Source organism: Halomonas maura (genome assembly GCF_030409305.1).
Taxonomy (GTDB): domain Bacteria; phylum Pseudomonadota; class Gammaproteobacteria; order Pseudomonadales; family Halomonadaceae; genus Halomonas; species Halomonas maura.
The window spans coordinates 105,058-122,809 of record NZ_JAUFPQ010000016.1 but is presented as its reverse complement, the minus strand read 5'-3'; the positions used below and the strand labels follow the sequence as shown (position 1 = coordinate 122,809).

The 17,752-nt window shown below is 70.5% G+C and carries 13 protein-coding genes; 8 read left to right on the top strand and 5 right to left on the bottom strand.

Annotation, left to right across the window (positions count from 1 at the left end):
* The first annotated feature begins 3 nt into the window (after positions 1 to 3).
* The 8 genes from QWY76_RS09785 to QWY76_RS09750 are packed head-to-tail and all read left to right on the top strand — an operon-like array spanning position 4 to position 12,439.
* Positions 4 to 513 carry a phage baseplate assembly protein V gene (locus QWY76_RS09785; protein WP_290310992.1) on the top strand — a complete coding sequence of 170 codons (510 nt, stop codon included), beginning with the start codon at positions 4 to 6 and terminating at the stop codon, positions 511 to 513.
* A 13-nt stretch (positions 514 to 526) separates the two neighbouring features.
* On the top strand, positions 527 to 847 hold the full coding sequence (locus QWY76_RS09780) for a hypothetical protein (protein WP_290310990.1): 321 nt from the start codon (positions 527 to 529) through the stop codon (positions 845 to 847).
* 3 nt (positions 848 to 850) lie between these two features.
* The gene (locus QWY76_RS09775; RefSeq protein ID WP_290310989.1) at positions 851 to 1,219 is read left to right on the top strand and encodes a GPW/gp25 family protein; all 369 of its coding nucleotides are present in this window, start codon (positions 851 to 853) and stop codon (positions 1,217 to 1,219) included.
* Positions 1,216 to 3,804, top strand: a complete 2,589-nt coding sequence (locus QWY76_RS09770) for a putative baseplate assembly protein (protein WP_290310987.1) — start codon at positions 1,216 to 1,218, stop codon at positions 3,802 to 3,804. The genes QWY76_RS09775 and QWY76_RS09770 overlap by 4 nt, the downstream gene beginning before the upstream one ends.
* A complete protein-coding gene (locus QWY76_RS09765) occupies positions 3,804 to 6,656 on the top strand; it encodes a putative baseplate assembly protein (RefSeq protein ID WP_290310986.1) in 2,853 nt (950 codons plus the stop codon). Before QWY76_RS09770 ends, QWY76_RS09765 begins: the two co-directional genes overlap by 1 nt.
* The gene (locus QWY76_RS09760; RefSeq protein ID WP_290310985.1) at positions 6,653 to 8,710 is read left to right on the top strand and encodes a hypothetical protein; all 2,058 of its coding nucleotides are present in this window, start codon (positions 6,653 to 6,655) and stop codon (positions 8,708 to 8,710) included. Before QWY76_RS09765 ends, QWY76_RS09760 begins: the two co-directional genes overlap by 4 nt.
* A gap of 15 nt (positions 8,711 to 8,725) precedes the next feature.
* Complete coding sequence (locus tag QWY76_RS09755; protein ID WP_290310984.1) at positions 8,726 to 11,926, top strand: DUF6519 domain-containing protein; 3,201 nt, start codon at positions 8,726 to 8,728, stop codon at positions 11,924 to 11,926.
* A 12-nt stretch (positions 11,927 to 11,938) separates the two neighbouring features.
* The gene (locus QWY76_RS09750; RefSeq protein ID WP_290310983.1) at positions 11,939 to 12,439 is read left to right on the top strand and encodes a hypothetical protein; all 501 of its coding nucleotides are present in this window, start codon (positions 11,939 to 11,941) and stop codon (positions 12,437 to 12,439) included.
* A gap of 37 nt (positions 12,440 to 12,476) precedes the next feature.
* On the opposite strand, the gene QWY76_RS09745 is transcribed toward QWY76_RS09750, so the two are convergent.
* The 5 genes from QWY76_RS09745 to QWY76_RS09725 form a co-directional block, all read right to left on the bottom strand.
* Entirely contained in the window at positions 12,477 to 13,022 is a 546-nt protein-coding gene (locus tag QWY76_RS09745) for a cytochrome P460 family protein (protein ID WP_290310982.1), read from the bottom strand.
* Positions 13,023 to 13,096: 74 nt separating this feature from the next.
* The gene (locus QWY76_RS09740; RefSeq protein ID WP_290310981.1) at positions 13,097 to 14,164 is read right to left on the bottom strand and encodes an outer membrane protein assembly factor BamB family protein; all 1,068 of its coding nucleotides are present in this window, start codon (positions 14,162 to 14,164) and stop codon (positions 13,097 to 13,099) included.
* A gap of 537 nt (positions 14,165 to 14,701) precedes the next feature.
* Complete coding sequence (locus QWY76_RS09735) at positions 14,702 to 15,070, bottom strand: glyoxalase superfamily protein (protein WP_290310980.1); 369 nt, start codon at positions 15,068 to 15,070, stop codon at positions 14,702 to 14,704.
* Between the two features lie 167 nt (positions 15,071 to 15,237).
* The gene (locus QWY76_RS09730) at positions 15,238 to 15,660 is read right to left on the bottom strand and encodes a phasin family protein (protein ID WP_290310979.1); all 423 of its coding nucleotides are present in this window, start codon (positions 15,658 to 15,660) and stop codon (positions 15,238 to 15,240) included.
* Positions 15,661 to 15,975: 315 nt separating this feature from the next.
* Positions 15,976 to 17,544: a GMC family oxidoreductase gene (locus tag QWY76_RS09725; RefSeq protein WP_290310978.1), complete on the bottom strand. Its 1,569-nt coding sequence runs from the start codon at positions 17,542 to 17,544 to the stop codon at positions 15,976 to 15,978.
* Positions 17,545 to 17,752 lie beyond the last annotated feature (208 nt).

The window sequence follows — 17,752 nt, the reverse complement described above, 5'->3', positions numbered from 1 at the left end:
AAGATGACGGAACGCTACTACGGCAAATACCGCGGCGTCGTGCTCAACAACGTCGATCCGCTGCAACAGGGCCGCCTGCAGGTCCAGGTGCCCGACGTGGCCGGGCTGGTTCCCGCCAGCTGGGCCATGCCCTGCGTGCCGCTGGCCGGCCTGCAGAACGGCATGATGGCGTTGCCGGTGGTCGGCTCGGGGGTCTGGGTGGAGTTCGAGCAGGGCAACCCGGATCACCCGATCTGGGTCGGCTGCTTCTGGGGCAGCGCGGCCGAGGTGCCCGCCCTGGCGCTGGCCACGCCGCCGGGCATGCCGGCCATCACCCTGCAGACGCCGCTGCAGAACGGCATGACGATCTCCGACCTGCCCGGCCCCTCGGGCGGCATCATGCTCAAGAGCGCCACCGGCGCCAGCCTGATCGTCAACGACACCGGCATCTACATCCAGAACGGCAAGGGCGCCATGATCACGCTCGTCGGCCCGACGGTGACGATCAACAACGGCGCCCTGACCGTGATCTAGCGAGGACACCTCCATGCCCGGTCCCCTCCTCCATGTCGGCGCCTCGGTGCTGTGCGCCCACGGCGGCACCGCCACCCCCACGGTGCCCAACCCCCGCGTGCTGGTCAGCGGGCAGCCCACGGTGCTGATCAGCGGGCCCTACGCGATCGCCGGCTGCCCGTTCAACGTCTCGGGCTCGCCGGTGCCCTGCGTCACCGCCCAGTGGGTGGTGGCGGCCACGCGGGTCACCTCGGGCGGCCAGCCGCTGGTGCTGATGGACAGCCAGGCCCTGTGCGTTCCCAACGGCACGCCGCTGCTGCCGGTGTCGGCGCAGACACGCGTGATCGGGAGCTGACCCATGACCCAACGCCTGCATTTCCCCTATCGCTTCGACGGCCGTGGCCACACCCGCGACGACGAGGAGGCCCAGTGGCTCCGCGGCCTCATCGAGCAGGTACTGTTTACCGCGCCAGGCGAACGGGTGATGCGCCCGGATTTCGGCAGCGGGCTGCGCGAGCTGGTCTTCGCGCCCAACTCGCCGGAGCTGGCGGCCACCACGCAGTTCCTCGTCCAGGGCGCGCTGCAGCAGTGGCTGGGCGAGCTGATCGCGGTCGAGGCCGTGGAGGTCTCGGCGGTCGAGTCGCGCCTGTCGGTGACGATCGTCTACCGCATCCGCCGCAGCGATGCCCAGCTGACGGAGACCTTCTCCCAGGGAGGTGGCGCATGATCTACACCTGCTGCGACGAAAACCGCCGCGCCGCGGTCGACGCCCACCCGACGCTCAACGGCATCGACTTCCTCGAGGTGCTCGACGAGGACGCCCCGCCCGACAGCCCGCCCCAGCAAACGCTGCTGGTGCGCCTGCTCAAGCCCGTGCCCGGCGGCATCGCCCCCCATAGTGTGCGCCTCGAGGGCGGCGAGCGCATCCGCGACATCGGCGTCGCCTGGGTGGGCGTTGCCAGTGCGCCGCCGCCGTCACCGCAGACGACGCCGGCCGAGCGTGACCATTTCACCGCGCTGCCGGCGGCGGACCATGTCCTGCTGGTGCGCACCGACACGGCGGGCGATTTTTCGCGCTACCGGCTGATCCTCGAACAGGCGGCGGGCAGCCACGCCCCGCTGCCGAATTTCGACCCTCGCCTGTCGGCCGTCGACTTCGGCTTCAAGGTCGAATGCCCGAGCGACTTCGACTGCGCCGTGCCCCGCGACTGCCCGCCCACGCCGCGCCCCGCGCCGGACCTCGACTACCTGGCCCGCGACTACGCCAGCCTGCGCCGCCTGGTGATCGACCGCCTGAGCCGCCAGATGCCCGGCTGGCGCGACCGCAGCCCGGCGGACCTGGCCACCACCCTGGGCGAGCTGATCGCCTATGTCGGCGACCTGCAGCACTATCACCTCGATGCGATCGGCAGCGAAGCCTACCTGCATACCGCCCGCCGCCGCACCAGCCTGCGCCGCCATGCGCTGCTGGTCGACTACCACCTGCACGAGGGCTGCAATGCGCGCGCCTGGCTGCATGTCGAGGTCACGGACGGCCCGTCCATCGACCTGCCCGACGACGTGCAAGGCGTCACCCGCGTGTCGGGCGTGCCGGCGCGCGTCACCCCCGGCTCGCCCGAGGCGCGCACCCTGCACGAGGCGGCGCCGCTGGTGTTCGAGCCGCTGACGCTCGAGGGCCAACCGCGCCCACGCCTGCACCCCGGTCACAACCGCTTCGCCTTCTACACCTGGGGCGACGAACGCTGCTGCCTGCCGGTGGGCGCCACCGCCGCGACGCTCGCCGGCCACTGGTCCGACCTCGCCCCGGGCGAGGTGCTGGTGTTCGAGGAGGTGGTCGGCCCGCGCACCGGCGAGGCGGCGGACGCCGACCCCGCCCATCGCCACGCGGTGCGCCTCACCGCGGTGCGTGCCCGCGACGGCGCCAGCCCGCTCAGCGACCCCCTCGACGACACCGAGATCACCGAGATCCGCTGGCACCCCGAGGATGCCTTGCCCTTCCCGTTCTGCCTGTCGAGCCAGACCGACGACGACCACGGCAGTCTGATGCTCACCGAGGTGAGCATCGCCCTGGGCAACGTGGTGCTCGTCGATCACGGCATGAGCCTGGCCGGCGAGGACCTCGGCCGCGTCCCCGAGGCACGGCTGCACTACCCGCCCTCGGCGGGGGACGCCTGCGCGCGCCAGGCCCCCGAACCGCTGCCGCCGCGCTTTCGCCCGCGCCTGGCCGAGGGGCCGGTCACCCACCAGGGCACCATCGCCAAGACGCGCGTCGAGAGCGGCCAGCGCCGCAGCGAACGCCTGGCCTTCGACCCCGAGGCCTCGGCCCGCGCCGCCTTTACCTGGCACATGGCCGACGCCCTGCCCCGGGTGACGCTGGCCAGCGCCGACGGCGAGTCCTGGAGCGCGCGACGCGACCTGCTCGACAGCCAGGCCCAGCATCGCCATTTCGTGCTCGAGGTCGAGGACGACGGCGGCGCCCGGCTACGCTTCGGCGATGACACCCATGGGCGCCGCCCCCCCGGCGGAATGGCCTTCAGCGCCGACTATCGCATCGGCAACGGCCCCCAGGGCAACGTGGGCGCGAACAGCATCGTCCACGTGCTCACCGCCGAGACGCGCATCGCGGCGGTGCGCAATCCCCTGCCGGCCCGCGGCGGGGTCGCCCCGGAAAGCCTCGAGGAAGTCCGCCGCCACGCCCCCCACGCCTTCCGCACCCAGCAGCGGGCGGTGACGCCGGCCGACTACGCCGAGGTGACCGAGCGGCTCGACGGGGTGCAGCGCGCCGCCGCCGGCCTGCGCTGGACGGGCAGCTGGCACAGCGTCTTCGTCACCGTGGATCGCGAGGGCGGCGCGCCGGTGGACGAGTCCTTCGCCACCACCGCGCTCGCCCATCTCGACCGCTATCGCATGGCCGGCCACGACCTGCATATCGACGAACCGCTCTACGTCTCGCTGGAGATCGACCTGCTGGTGTGCGTCGCCCCAGAGGCGTTCCGCAGCGACGTGCGTCGCGGCCTGCTCGATGTGCTGGGCAGCCGGACTCGCGCCGACGGCCGCCGCGGCCTGTTCCACCCGGACCATTTCAGCTTCGGCCAGACCGTCTATCTGAGCCCGCTCTACGCGGCCGCGCGAGGGGTGGCCGGCGTCGCCTCGGTGCAGGTGACACGCTTCCATCGCCAGGGGCAGGAAGATCCCGGAGCGCTGGCCGACGGCTTCATGACGCTCGGCCGGCTGGAGATCGCCCGCCTCGACAACGATCGCAATTTCCCCGAGCACGGCGTCCTGCGCCTCGACCTGCACGGAGGCAAGTGATGAGCGACCCTCGGCCGAACGTCCCCAATTGCGGCTGCTGCGCCGGCATCGATGCCGCGACGCCACGCCGCCTCCACAACCCGCCCGGGCTCGCTGCCATCGCCTACCGGGTCGGCCGCCACGGCGACTTCCTCGAGTCGATGCGCGCGCGCCTCTCGAGCGCCGACCTCCCCGCCCTGGCCGCCCTGACCACCCGCGAAGCCAGCGACTTCACCCTGGCCCTCGGCGACGCCCTGGCCGCCTCGCTCGACGTCCTCACCTTCTACACCGAGCGCGTCGCCAACGAGCACTACCTGCGTACCGCCACCGAGCGCCTCTCGGTGCGCGAAATGGCACGGCTGATCGGCTATGAACTCGCCCCAGGGGTGGCCGCGAGCACCTATCTGGCCTTCACCCTGAAGGGCGTGCCCGGCGCCCCGGTCGAGCCGATCACCCTTCCGGTCGGCACCCGCGTGCAGAGTGTGCCCGGCCAGGACGAGCAGGCGCAGAGTTTCGAGACCATCGAGCCGGCGCCGGCCCGGGCCGAGTGGAATGCCATCCCGGTCAAGGCGAGCACGCCCTGGCGCCCCGCCAAGGGCGATACCGAGCTGTGGCTCGACGGCCTCGCCACCCAGCTGCAACCCGGCGACGCCCTGCTCGTCGTCGGCCAGGAGCGCCTGACCACCCCCGGCAACGAGCAATGGGACGTACGCGTGCTCGACGCGGTGGAACCCGACACCGACAACCAGCGCACCCGGGTGCACTGGAAGCGACCGCTGGGCAGCGTCTTCCCGCCCATGGATCCGGCCGCCACCGCCGCCCAGGTGCAGGTGTTTCGCCAGCGCACGGCGCTGTTCGGACACAACGCCCCCGACGCGAACCTGATGAGCGCCAACAACACCGATTCGAACGTCGGCCAGCTGATCGACAAGGGCGGCAGCACGGGGTCCTTCATCGGCATGATCGGCCTGCTGGCGACCGGCAGCCGCTGGGAGTGGAAGGACTTCACGATCGACCCGCCGACCATCGACCTCGACACCGACAACGCGAAGATCGTCGCCGGCGGCTGGATCGCGCTGGTATCGAACGAGCCGGGAAGGGGCAGCGCGGACCTGCCCGGCTACACCGAGTTGTATCGCGCCGAGAAGGTGATCCACCGCACCCGCAACGCCTTCGGGATCTCGGGCAAGATCACCCGCATCCATCCCGATACCGACGAGAACCTCACCGCCGCGCGCTACCCGCTGCGCCGCACCCTCGTCCTGGCCCAGAGCGAACGGCTCGTGCCCGCGGCTACGCCACTGCGGCATCCCGTCCACGGCGATGCCCTCGTCCTCGGCCGGCGCGAGGACGGCCTGCGACCGGGCCAGCCGCTCGCGCTCAGCGGCCGACGCCAGCGCCTCGGCCTCGCGCCCGAGGCCACCGGCCTGAGCCTCGCCCTCGACGACGGCGACAGCGTGGCCCTCGAGGGCGGCGACGAGCTGCTGCTGCTGGCCCCCGCGGTCCGCCTGCTCGGCGCGTCCGGGGGCCAGGCCCTCGCGGCCGACGCCTTCGCCGCGCTGATCGGCACGCCCGGCATTCGCCTTCGGCTCGCGCTCATGGATCGCGACGGCCGGCGCGGCACCCTCGTCGCCTACGCCACCCAGGTGCGCCTGCTCGCCGGCCGCGATGACGACGCCCGGGTCAGCGAGATCGCCTTCATCGCCACCACCGATGACGCCATCACCCTGGAGCGCGACCACACGATGCTGCGCCTGCAGGCGAGCCTGACCCACGTCTACGAACGCGCCAGCCTACGAGCCAACGCCAATGTCGCTCCCGCCACCCACGGCGAAAGCATCGAGACGATCCTCGGCAGCGGCGATGCCGGCACCGCCAACCAGCGCCTGGCCCTCGACCAGGCGCCGCTCACCTTCGTCGGCGCCGACACCCCGAGCGGGCGCGCCTCGACCCTGGAGGTGCGCGTCAACGACGTGCAGTGGCAGGAAGTCCCCAGCCTGCACGGGCAGGCCCCCGAGCGTCGCGTCTTCGAGACCCGCCGGGACGACGCCGGCGTCACCACCGTGCAGTTCGGCGACGGCCGCGAGGGCGCGCGGCTGCCCAGCGGCGAGAGCAACCTGCGGGCGCGTTACCGCAAGGGCCTGGGCGTGGCCGGCAACCTGGCGGCGAACCGCATCACCACCCTGCTGAGCCGGCCGCTGGGCGTGAGCGAGGCGACCAACCCCGTGCCGGCCACCGGCGGCGAGGATGCCGAGACGCTCGCCCGGGCCCGCGACAACGCGCCGCTCACCGTGCTCACCCTGGAGCGCGCGGTGTCGATCGACGACTATGCCAACTTCGCCCGCGCCTTCGCCGGCATCGACAAGGCGCACGCCCTGTGGCTTCCCGCCGGGCCGGCGCAGGGCGTGTTCCTCACCCTCGCCGGCGTCGACGGCGCCGAGCTGCCCGCCACCGGCGATACCCTGGCCAGCCTGCGGCAGGCGCTGGTCGGCTACGGCGATCCCCTGGTGCCGCTGCGACTGGTGAACTATGTCGACGCGCGCTTCCGCTGCCGCCTGGCGGTCAAGGTGCGCGCCGCCTTCGCGCCGGACCCGGTGATGGTCGGGGTCGAGGCCGCCCTGCGTGGCCGTTTCGGCTTCGCGCAACGCGCCTTCGGGCAGGCCGTGTCGGTGGACGAGGTGGCGGCGGTGGCCCAGGCGGTACGCGGCGTGGAGGCGGTGCACGTGACGCGGCTGCATCGCCTGGGCATGCCGCCGGCGGTCGAGCCGCGCCTGTTCGCGGCGCTGCCGGTGGACTCGCTGACCACGCTGCCCCAGGCCGCCGAGCTGCTCACCCTGGACGCTGCTCCGCTCGAGCTGGAGGTGCTGCCATGAGTCTCGAGGCGCAAGTCCTGTTCGAACTGCTGCCGGCCGTCCACCGCCTGCGCGATGCCGAGCTGGCCCGGGCGATGGGCCTCGAGCGCGGCCCGCTCGAGGAACTGGTGACGGTGCTCGCCGAGCAGCTGCGGGTGACCGAGGAAGGCCTCGAGCAGCTGCACGACGACCTGTTCATCGAGACCTGCGCCGACTGGGTGGTGCCCTATATCGGCGACCTGATCGGCTATCGCGACCTGCACGAGGTGGGCGACAGCGCCGGTCCGCGGGCCGAGGTGGCCCATACCATCGCCTTGCGCCGGCGCAAGGGCACGGCCCTGGTGCTCGAGCAGCTTGCCCGCGACGTCACCGGCTGGGACGCCCGGGCGGTCGAGTATTTCCAGCGGCTGTGCACCACCCAATACATGAACCACCCGCGGCGCCACAACCGCCAGTCGCCCGACCTGCGCGCCGGCGAGGCGCTCGAGTGGATCGGCAGCGCCTTCGAGACCGCCAACCGCACCCTGGACGTGCGACGCATCGAGTCCGGCCGCGGACGCCACAACCTGCCCAACGTCGGTCTGCACCTGTGGCGGATCCGCGCCTATCCGCATCGCGACTCGCCCGCCACGCGCGCCGGCCCGCGCCGCTACCGGGCGAGCCCCCTGGGGCACGACCTGCCGCTCTACAACCGCCCCCAGGCGGAGGACGACATCACCCACCTGGCCGAACCGGACAACGTGCCCTGGCCACTCTCGCGCCGCCGCCTGCAGCAACACCTGGCGCGCCACTACGGCGCCCCCGACGCCTTGCCGGCCCCGGCCCTCTCGCTGCGGGTCGACGGAGAGCACATCGCACGCGAGCGCATCCGCGTCTGCAACCTCTCCGACGAGGGCGCGAGCTGGGCCCATACCCCGCCACCCGACGGCACCTACGCCCTCGACCCGGTGCTCGGGCGCATCGCGCTGCCGGCGGACGCCGCCGACCCGGCGGACGTACGGCTCGACTGGCACGAGGGCTTCCCCGCCGACCTCGGCGGCGGCGAATACTCGCGCCTGGCCACGCTGCCCGCGCCGGCGGACACCACCAACGTGCAGCGCGTGCCCGACGACCAGCCGACGCTGGCCGCCGCCCTCGCCGCACTGGGTGGCGACGGCGTGATCGAGATCACCGACAGCGACCGCTACAGCGAGACCCTGGCCATCGAGGTGGCGGCGGGTGGCAGCATCGAGATCCGCGCCACCGACCACCGTCGGCCGACCCTCGAGCTCGGCGGGCTCAGCGTGCGCGGCGGCGCTGACAGCGCCTGCATCCTCAACGGCCTGCTCGTCACCGGCGCGCCGCTCGGCGTGCCCGACGCCGACGGCAACGCCCTGGCGCGCCTCGACCTGCACCACTGTACCCTGGTGCCCGGCATCGGCCTGACCGCCGAGGGCGCGCCCAGCGACCCGGCCACGCCCAGCCTCGTGCTCGAACTCGCGGGGCTCGAGACCCGGCTCAAGCGCTGCATCGTCGGCGGCGTGCGCAGCCACGAGCGCGCCGCCTTCCACGCCACGGACTGCCTGATCGACGCCCTCGACCCCGAGGGCGTCGCCTTCGCCGCACTCGACGACGCCGGGCCCGGCGCGGTGCTGTCCCTGGCCGGCTGCACGGTCGTCGGCAAGCTCCATGCCAGCGAGATCGCGCTCGTTTCCAACGCCATCCTGCTGGCGGCGCTGGCCAGCGGCGACGCCTGGGCGGCCCCGGTGCGCACGGCCCGCAAGCAGGTCGGCTGCGTGCGCTACTCCTGGCTGCCCTTGGCGTCCATCGTGCCCCGGCGCCATCGCTGCCAGCCCCACCCAGCCGCCGGTACCCCCCACATCGCCCCCCGCTTCGACTCGCGGCATTACGGCACCCCGGCCTACGGCCAGCTCGCCGCGGCCACCCCGCCGGAGATCCGGCGCGGCGCCGACGACGAGAGCGAGATGGGCGTCTACCACCATCTCGCCGGCGCCCTGCGCGAGACCAACCTGCGCATCCGACTCGCCGAGTATCTACGGGTCAGCCTGCGGGCCGGCATCTTTCACGAATCCTGAGGGAGGGAATCCACCATGAGTTTCGACCTGAGCCGCGTCCGCTTCGACGCCCGACGGGACTTTCTCGGCGTGATCATGCAGCAGGGCCGGGTGCAGCTGGACGCCGACTGGAACGAGTGGATCGCCCAGCTCGCGCGGCGCCTCCAGGCCGGCACCCTGGATACCCTGGGCGGCAACGCGGTGCCGCGCATCACGCCCGACGGCTTTCGCATCGAGGCGGCCGGCGGGGCGCTGACCATCGGCGCGGGGCGGATCTACGTCGACGGGCTGCTGGCGGAAAACCACGGCGGTGCACCCGACGCCTGGGGGCCGCGCCTCGCCGAGCCTGTCGGCAGCGTGCCGCTCGACTACGCCGACCAGCCCTACTACCCCGGCCCGCCGGCCCTGCCCGAGGGCCCCGGCCCGCACCTGGTCTACCTCGACGTGTGGCAGCGCGACATCACCGCCGTGAACGCGCCCGACCTGATCGAGCCGGCCGTGGGCGTCGACACCACGGGGCGCCTGCAGACCGTCTGGCAGGTGAAGGTGCTGCCCGACGTGGGCGATATCGACTGCGCCAGCGACGCCGCCGACATCCCCGGCTGGCCGGCCGCCACCGCGCCCTCCGGCGCGCGGCTGACCACGGCCACCGCCGCGACCAGCCCGGACCCCGACCCCTGCCGGGTGCCACCCGCGGCGGGCTATCGCGGCCTGGAGAACCAGCTCTACCGGGTGGAGGTACACCAGGCGGGCGCGCCCGGCACGGCCACCTTCACGTGGTCGCGCGACAACGCCACCGTCGCCTCCCGGGTGACCCATATCAATCCGGCGCGCACCCGCATCACGGTGGAGAGCCTCGGCCGCGACGAGCGGCTGAGCTTTCACGAGGGGGACTGGGTAGAGGTGACCGACGACTGGCGCGAGCTGCACGGCCTGCCCGGTGAGCTGCGCCGCATCCGCACGCCCGACGGCGTCGACCCGGTGGCCCGCACCCTGGAGTTCGAGGCGGCCCTCACTGAAGGGCTGTTCCCGACCGCCGAGCAGCAGGCGACCGATCCCGCGCGCCACACCCGCGTGCGCCGCTGGGACCAGTCCGGCCAGGTGCGCCACGAGGACGGCAGCCCCTACCCGGGGCACGATCTCGACGCGCCCGGCAGCAGCGGCGAGATCACCATTCCGCCTACCGGCACCCGGCTGTTGCTCGAACACGGCATCCTGGTCGAGTTCGACCTCGCCCCGACGGGCGGCGAGTTCCGGACCGGCGATCATTGGGTGTTCACCGCGCGCAGCGACGAGGCCAGCATCGAGACGCTCGACCAGGCCCCGCCCCGCGGCATCCATCACCACCATGCACGCCTCGCCCTCGTCACCTTCCCGGACGACGAGACCGACTGCCGCGCGCTGTGGCCACCGCTGCCCGCGGACGAGGGCTGCGAGTGCACGGTATGCGTCTCCACCGAGGGCCACAACGCCGGCACGGCCACGCTCCAGCAGGCCATCGACGCGGTGAAGGACAGCGGGGGCACCCTCTGCCTGGGCATCGGCCGCTACGCGATCGAGACGCCGCTCGACGTGCACGACGCCCGCTCGCTGCGCATCCGCGGCCAAGGCTGGGCGACCCAGCTGGTCGGCCAGCGCCCGGGGAGCGTCCTCGACATCGCCGACGGCACCGGGGTGGTTCTGGAGAACCTCACCGTCATCGGCTCGGCCAACGAGGGCGTCACCCCCCTGATCGCCGTGCGCGGAACGCTCGACTTCCGCGCCCACCATATCAACGTGCTCGGCCTTTCGGTGAGCGATGCCACCAGCGTGGCAATCGGCCTGAGCGGCAACCTGCTCGGCCTGCGCATCGACGACTGCGCGCTGGTGGCCGAGCGCGGCATCGCCAGGGTCGCCGGCGGCGATCTCGACCACGTCCTGACCGGAGAGCTGCGGATCGCCGGCAACCTGATCCTCGCCAGCCGGCGCGGGGTGAGCCTCGACGGCACCAGCCTGCACTACGCCAGCACGCGCCTCGAGGGCAATGTCCTGCTGGCCGGCCGGGGGGCGGCCATCGTCGCCACCGGCGCCACCCTGCCCGGCTCGCCGCTGGTGATCGCCGACAACGTGATCTACACCCGCGGCGACGGCATCCGCGGCGGCGTGGATGCGCTCAGCATCGTGGGCAACGAGATCACCGGCCTGGAGGGCAGCGGCGACGGCATCGTGCTCGAGGAGGGGCTCGACCCCGTGGCCCTCGACGGGGTCCGCGTGTGCCACAACCGGCTGCGCGAGCTGGGCGGCAACGCCATCGCCGTCAGCCACCGACTGGACGACGCGATCATCGCCGACAACCGCATCGACGGCATGGGCCTGGGGGCGCTGGCGATGCGCGAGAACGCCGCGGCCGGCCAGCTGCGCCTGAGCGGCAACCGCTGCCAGCGGCTCGGCCTAGCGGTGACCGGCGACGACCTTGCCTTCGCCGCCCTACAGCTGGTGCGCGTCGAGCGCGGCGAGCTGCTCGACAACACCGTCGCCCAGGTGGCCCGCCAGGCGGTCGCCAGCCCGGCCATCGATGCGCTGCGCGTGCTGGGCGTGGGCCAGCTGCGCATCGCCGGCAATCGCTTCCATGGCATCGGCCCCGACCGCAGCGCCGGCCCGATCACCGCCGCACGCCTGCCGCCGCCCTTCGACCGGGTCGCCTTCGACGACAACAGCATCGACCGCCTCGCTGACGGCGATCCCTCGCCGAGCATCGCCGAATGGAGCGCCCTGGATCTCGCCCCGACGCGCGGCCGCGACCCGCGCTATCACGCCGCCGCGGCTATCGTCATGGCGGGCCGGGCCAACGAGGCCGCCGCGGGCACCACCGCCTACCTGGTGACCGACAGCCTGGTCATCGCCCTGCCGGTGGCCGCCGGGCAGGCGTCGATCCGCGGCAATCGGCTGCGCGGCCACCAGTCGGGCACGCCGCTCGTCCGCTGCGCCGCCGTCGAGTCCTGCCTGTTCACCGAGAATCACTGCGAAGCGATCATCGAGGAAGGCGGCAAGGAGCCGCTGCTCGGCCAGTTGAGCGCACGCGCGCTGAACGTCAGCAACAATCGCCTGATCGCCCCGGGTGACCTGCAGACGCTGGCGCTGTTCCCGATGAACCAGCAGGCCATCGTCATCGGCAACATCAGCACGGGCCCGATCGACGTGCCCGATGGCAGTCCGGTCCCCGCGAACATCCAGCTCACCAACATCTTCGGCATCTGAGGGAGGCACGTCATGGCCATCGCGACCTACCGCGGCGAGAAGAGCGTCGCCGATCTCGCCACACGGCTCTACACCCGCCTCACGCCTCGACAGCGAGAGAAGGCCGAGGCCGCGCTCCTCAAGGCCAATCCCCGGCTGCGCGACCCCAAGACCCTGCCCGAGGGCGCCGTGCTCGAGGTGCCGGACCTCGATGGCCCGCGCCTTCGCGCCCGAGGCGACTTGGCGAATCCCGCCGACGAGATCGGCGATGGCGTGACGGAGGCCCTGGAGGCGCTCGGCCAGCGGCTCGCGGCGCGCTTCGAGAGCGACCGGCAGGCCACCCAGGCCGCGCTCAAGCTGGCGAAGAGCGCCGCCTTCAAGCGCGTGCTCGGCGAGCACCCGGCACTGAAGGAGAGCGCCGGCCTCGCCACCAAGGCCCTCGGCGCTCGCGACAAGGCGACGGGCGCGCGGCAGAAGGCCGTCGCGACGGCACTCAAGCAGGCCCTCGCCGGCCTCGAGAAGCAGCGGCGCTAGCCCCGGGCCAGGCGCCGCTCCTCGATCGGCTTACCCGCTACTGGATGCGGTCGTGGCCAAACACCATGTCGCCGCCCGGGGCCCCGGTATGGCAGGCGATGCAGCCCTGGTCCATGCCCTTGGCGACGCGCCCGGCCAGCGGCACCCCGGCGGGATTACTGTCCAGTTCGCCGCTCGGCAGGTACTTCACCCAGAACCAGTCGTGGTTGTCGGGGTCGTAGCCTTCCCGCTTGAACATCACCGTCACCGCGCCCAGGTAATCGTCGGGAGCGTTCCAGACCGTCTCCTTCGAGGCGCCCTCGCCGCCGTAGTTGCGCTTGACGATCACCGGCCCGGTGGTCCCGTCCACCGTCACCTCGCCGTCGAGGGTATCGAGGATGGCGCCATGCGGATGCTGGCCGGTATAGGGCGCGGACATGGTGCGCCCCTCGCCGACCAGGTTCGCCTCCTGCAGGGCGCTCCATAGCGCCTCGGCATAGGCGACATCCTCGTCGCCCCCGAAGGGCGCCTCCTGGGCCAGTGCAGCCTGGCCGCCGATCAGCAGTCCGACCCCGATGGTGCCCAGTAGTCTGATGGTGTTCATGGTTGACCTCCACGCCTCTGTCGTCAGGATGATTCGATAGCCCGCAGGGCTTGGTCGTCGATATCCGGCCGACCTTACGGCCCATCCGGCCTGGCGTCGTCATGGGACGAGGCCGACACCAGGCTCAGGCACCGGACGCGATAGTCCGCTCCCGTCACCAGCATCAGTCGATCGCGCTCCAGGCGAGGAGCGGCCCGCAGGGCATCGTCCAGGGTCGACTGCCAGACGCGGGACAGGTCATCCGCGCGGAGGACCGTGACCCGCGAGGCCGCGTCGGCTACCACGACCCGTCCGGCCGCGACGCGCAGGGGCATCGACACGCCCGCCCCCAGGTCGTGTCGCGCCAACGGCGTCCCGCTGGCCTGGTCGAGCACCCGCAGCACGCCATCCAGGCGCGCCAGGTAGAGGCGTCGGTCATCGACCGTGGGACTGCCGCTGGCGACCCGGTCACGATAGCGCCAGCGGAGGTCGCCGCTCGACGGCTCGAACGCCAGCACCTCGCCGGCGAAGGTGGTGACGAACACCAGTTCCCGGCCCGCCACCGGCCGGTAGACCAGTTCCTGCCCGACCGGGCGCTGCCAGAGCAGGCGCCCCGTGGCCGGTTCCAGTGCGGTGAGCCTCGCGCCCTGGCCGCCGGTCACCAGCACCCCGGCGGCGAGTGCCGGCGGATAGACCCAACCCTCGAAGCGGCGCATCCAGCGCACCTCCCCCGATGCCGCCTCGACGGCCCGCAGGGTACCGTCCCGACCGGCCACGAAGGCCAGGTCGCCCGCCACGCTGGGCGAATAGAGGCTCGCCTCAGGAAAGCGGCGCCAGCGCACCTCGCCGCTGCGAGGGTCCAGCGCCACCAGGCCCGAGCCGGTGCCGACCAGCAGGTTGCCCGCCGCCATCACCGGCGCGAAGGTCTGCTCGCCGGCCAGTGCCCGCCATACCCGCTCGCCGCTCTCGCGGTCGAGACGCACCACGCCGTCATCGGAGGCGAAGAGCGCCCGCTCGGTGACCAGCGGATTGGCGGGATAGACAGCTCCGGCTACCGGGGCTTCGACCAAAGGCGCTCCGTCCGCCGCAGCGTCGGCCGCTGACACGCCCGGCAGCACCAGCCATGCCATCAGTAGCAGCAGCAACAGCTTGCGCCTGACCATCCGATATCCCCTTTTCCCGGCGCCCGACCCGGCAGATGCAGTGGCCAAGCGGAAGGCGCCGGCCCGGACCGACGCCGCCTCCCTGCTGATGGGACGCTCCGGTCAGCCGTTCCTTACAGCGCGCCGACCCGCTCGTCTCCCGGGCGCGGCCAAAGGCGCCACGGGCGCGATGCCACTCGGCCTACCACCAAGGTCGTGTTGTCGCCGGTGACCGTAACGGCCATGATGCCGGCCATTGAAGCACGCATAAAAAAAGGTCCCCCGAAGGGGGACCAGGTGGAGCACGCCAGCTCACGTTCAGAATCGTCGCTGCCAAGGCAGCCGATCCTGCAAAAAACAAAGCAAAACACGCTCCAACAAATACAAAACGCTCTTGAATCAAGGCCTTGGATAACAACAACAAGCGCAGGCCTTGTCGCTTCCCCCCGTATCGGTTGCTGCAACGCACCTCACCAAGGCTTACCGACCCCGCCTTGCCTCAGCATGGTGCTGCAGGACCACGCCTCGTTCCGCCCCGTCATGTGGCAGGCGCCAGACTCAATCGTCGATGGCACTCGTAAAGATCAACCGGTTGCCGAACGGATCGGCAATCGACATCTCGCTGCTCCCCCAGGGCATCGCCTCCAGTGCCGGCCGGGCGTATCGGTAGCCGGCGCCCAGCAGTTCGCGATGGAACGCCGCGATCTCGCGGGCCTCGATCCGCAGCGTCGTACCGGGAGAGGCATCGCCATGGTGCTCCGACAGGTGAAGCACGCAATCGTCCCTGGAAACCTGCAGGTAGAGCGGCAAGTCGTCCGTCAAGCGATGCTGCCAATCGACAGCGAAACCGAGGAAGTCCACGTAGAACTCCCTGGCCTTGGCTTCATCGAAGATTCGAAGAATCGGGGTTGTTCTTCCCAGGCTCATTGTATGGGGACTCTTTAGTCTGCGGCATTCATTCGATTGCTAAAGAACCATGAAGATAGTCCATTGGGACCGCTTACGGCCATGTCCATGGCTCACATACCAAGAGGCCGCCGATCATGGATCGGCGGCCTGGGGTCTTGCGTCAGCGCGGCCCGCGGGCCCAGGGCTTACTTGGCCTTGGGAGCGGCTTGCTTGACCGCCTTGGTCGCGGTCTCGGTGGCCTGCTGGAGGCCTTCCTGGGCCTGCTTCACGCTGCCCTCGGTCAGCTTCTGGCTTTCCTGAACGAACTCCTGCTGCAGGGCTACCGCCTTCCCTGCATTGTCCTTCAGACGCTCGGTGAGTTCCTTGGCGACGGCCTGCTGGCCTTCCAGGTAGCTCTTCAGGCCTGCGGCGTCCTTGACCTCCACCAGGCTACGCAGCTGCGTCAAGCCGGTGTCGGCATAGGCCTTGGTGGCGTCGAGCTGGGCATTGACCAGCTTCTCGGTGACGTCGATGGACAGGGCGGCGAAGGCGCGTGCCGGGGCGAAGAACACGGACTCGAACTGGGCGGTGTCGAACTGCTTGGCGTCGAATGCGAAGACGTTGGTCATGATGGGAACCTCCGGGTTCTGAATGTCGTGGAACGGGAGATTCCCGCTCTGCTGCAGTGCACAATAGCAAGGAATTTTGTGCACTGCAACATAGATCGGAGCTTGGGCTCCGCGCCTACCACCTCCCAGGAAATGGGGTTCCCTCACGGTCACGATGAGCCCCCTGGATAATGCTGGCTATGCGGCGTCAGCGTCATCCAGTAGCCAGTCGCGGCGCAGGCGGTTCATGGCGGCGTAGGGCGGTGCCACCTCGTCTCCGCTAGTCGCCGAGGTAGCAGAAGCTTATATTCAGCATATTCTAATATAACGTACGCATCAGCCGCGCCCGTCCGCGGGCGTCGGCTGGATGCGATGGTTGGGCCGCGTACGCATCCATGCTGCTACCCGCTCGGCAAGCATGATCACCGTGAGGTTGGGTACCACACGCGGAATGGCGGGAATCACTGATGCGTCGACAACCGAGAGGTTCTCGAATCCATGCACTCTGCAGTACTGATCCACCACGGCCCCGGCTATGCGATCCTGACCCATGGACGCGGTGCCGAGCGCATGGCAGTACGTGCCGATATGCTGCAGGATATAGCCACGGAGCAGTTCGTTAGAAGCAACGACATCATCGGTCAGGCCGACGATCCCTCGCGTCTCCCGCCTCATGGGTTCGGTGTTCGCGAGCCCCCACGCGATACGCGTCGCCACCATCAGTCGCCGCATGTCCTCGGGGTCCGAAGCGTAGTTCAACTCGATCTGCGGCGCAGCGTTTGGGTCCGCGCTGGCGAGGCGCACCGTCCCATGGGACCGGGGAACCATCAAAGCGGCCCTCAGGACAGCGACGACGGGCACCTGGGCGAGTTCAAGCAAGGCCGGCATCCCGCTGATGTCCAGATGCGTGGTCATCACCATCTGCAAATCGTCGGTTTCGGTCGAGTCCTGGGCGGTCAACGTCGCGACGACCTGGAAGCGCGGGTCGCGGCCCGGCATGCACTGGCCCGGCGGTGGCCGCAGGTACACAGGGACCGCCGCATGGTCACAGAGCTTCGCGCCGACACCCGGCGAATCGAGCAACACCTCGATGCCCAGTTCGCGCAAGTGCTCGCGCGGCCCGATCCCTGACCTCAGCAGTATCGCGGGTGAGCCTATGGCCCCGGCACACAGAACCACCTGCTTGGCGTATCTGAAGCCGCCGTTCTCGAGCTCGACACCGACCGCGCGCCGAGCATCGAAGCGCACGCGATAGACAGTGCTCAGCGGCTCCACTGCGAGATTTGGACGCTCGCGTGCGGTATCGAGGTATCCAACGGCGGTTGAGATGCGAGTTGTACAATCGCGATTCATCGGCCACGGCCCGACGCCATGTGCGCCGACGGCATTGTGGTCGCGAACCTCCGGGAGCCCTTTCTCGCGACAGGCATCGTAGAACCCGCGTTGGATCGGGATCAGCTCCCCGTCCGTGTAACGAGTAATCGGAATCGGACCGGTCTTTCCGTGTCCCTCGCCCTCGCTGTCTCGGTCTGCTTCGAGCTGTCGGTAATACGGCTGCACCTGCTCCCAGCTCCATTCCGGATTACCTGCCCGGACCCATGCTTCGAAGTCGCGGGGCTTGCCCCACTGGGCTGCCGCGGCGTTGATTGCTGAAGTGCCCCCGCTCACCTTCCCCCGGCGATAAGGCATCGTCCGTCCGGTTACTGGTACCGCCGAATAATTCCAGTCGTACGCGATAGGGCCGAGGTCTCTCGAATCCAGCAGATCGGGCGGTGTCGCTGAGCGTGTCTCGAAATCCGGACCGGCTTCGAGCAATAGCACCGTCCGATTGGGATCCTCGGAGAGCCGGGCCGCCAAGGCAGCACCTGCCGAACCGGCGCCAACCACGAGAACGTCGTATTCCATGTCTCGCCGCTCCTTAGCCGTGCACTGTCATAGCGTCCGCCCTGGCGGCCCTAACAAGTATTAGATAGGTGGCTCGTTTATTGACTTGTCCGCGCCGGCACATTCATTCGTACTATACCGCGCGTCACCCATAACCCAACCCTCTGAATTTCATGGAAATTAATCATAATTAGGCGACATAACACCAATCATTGTGCCGGCTGCATAA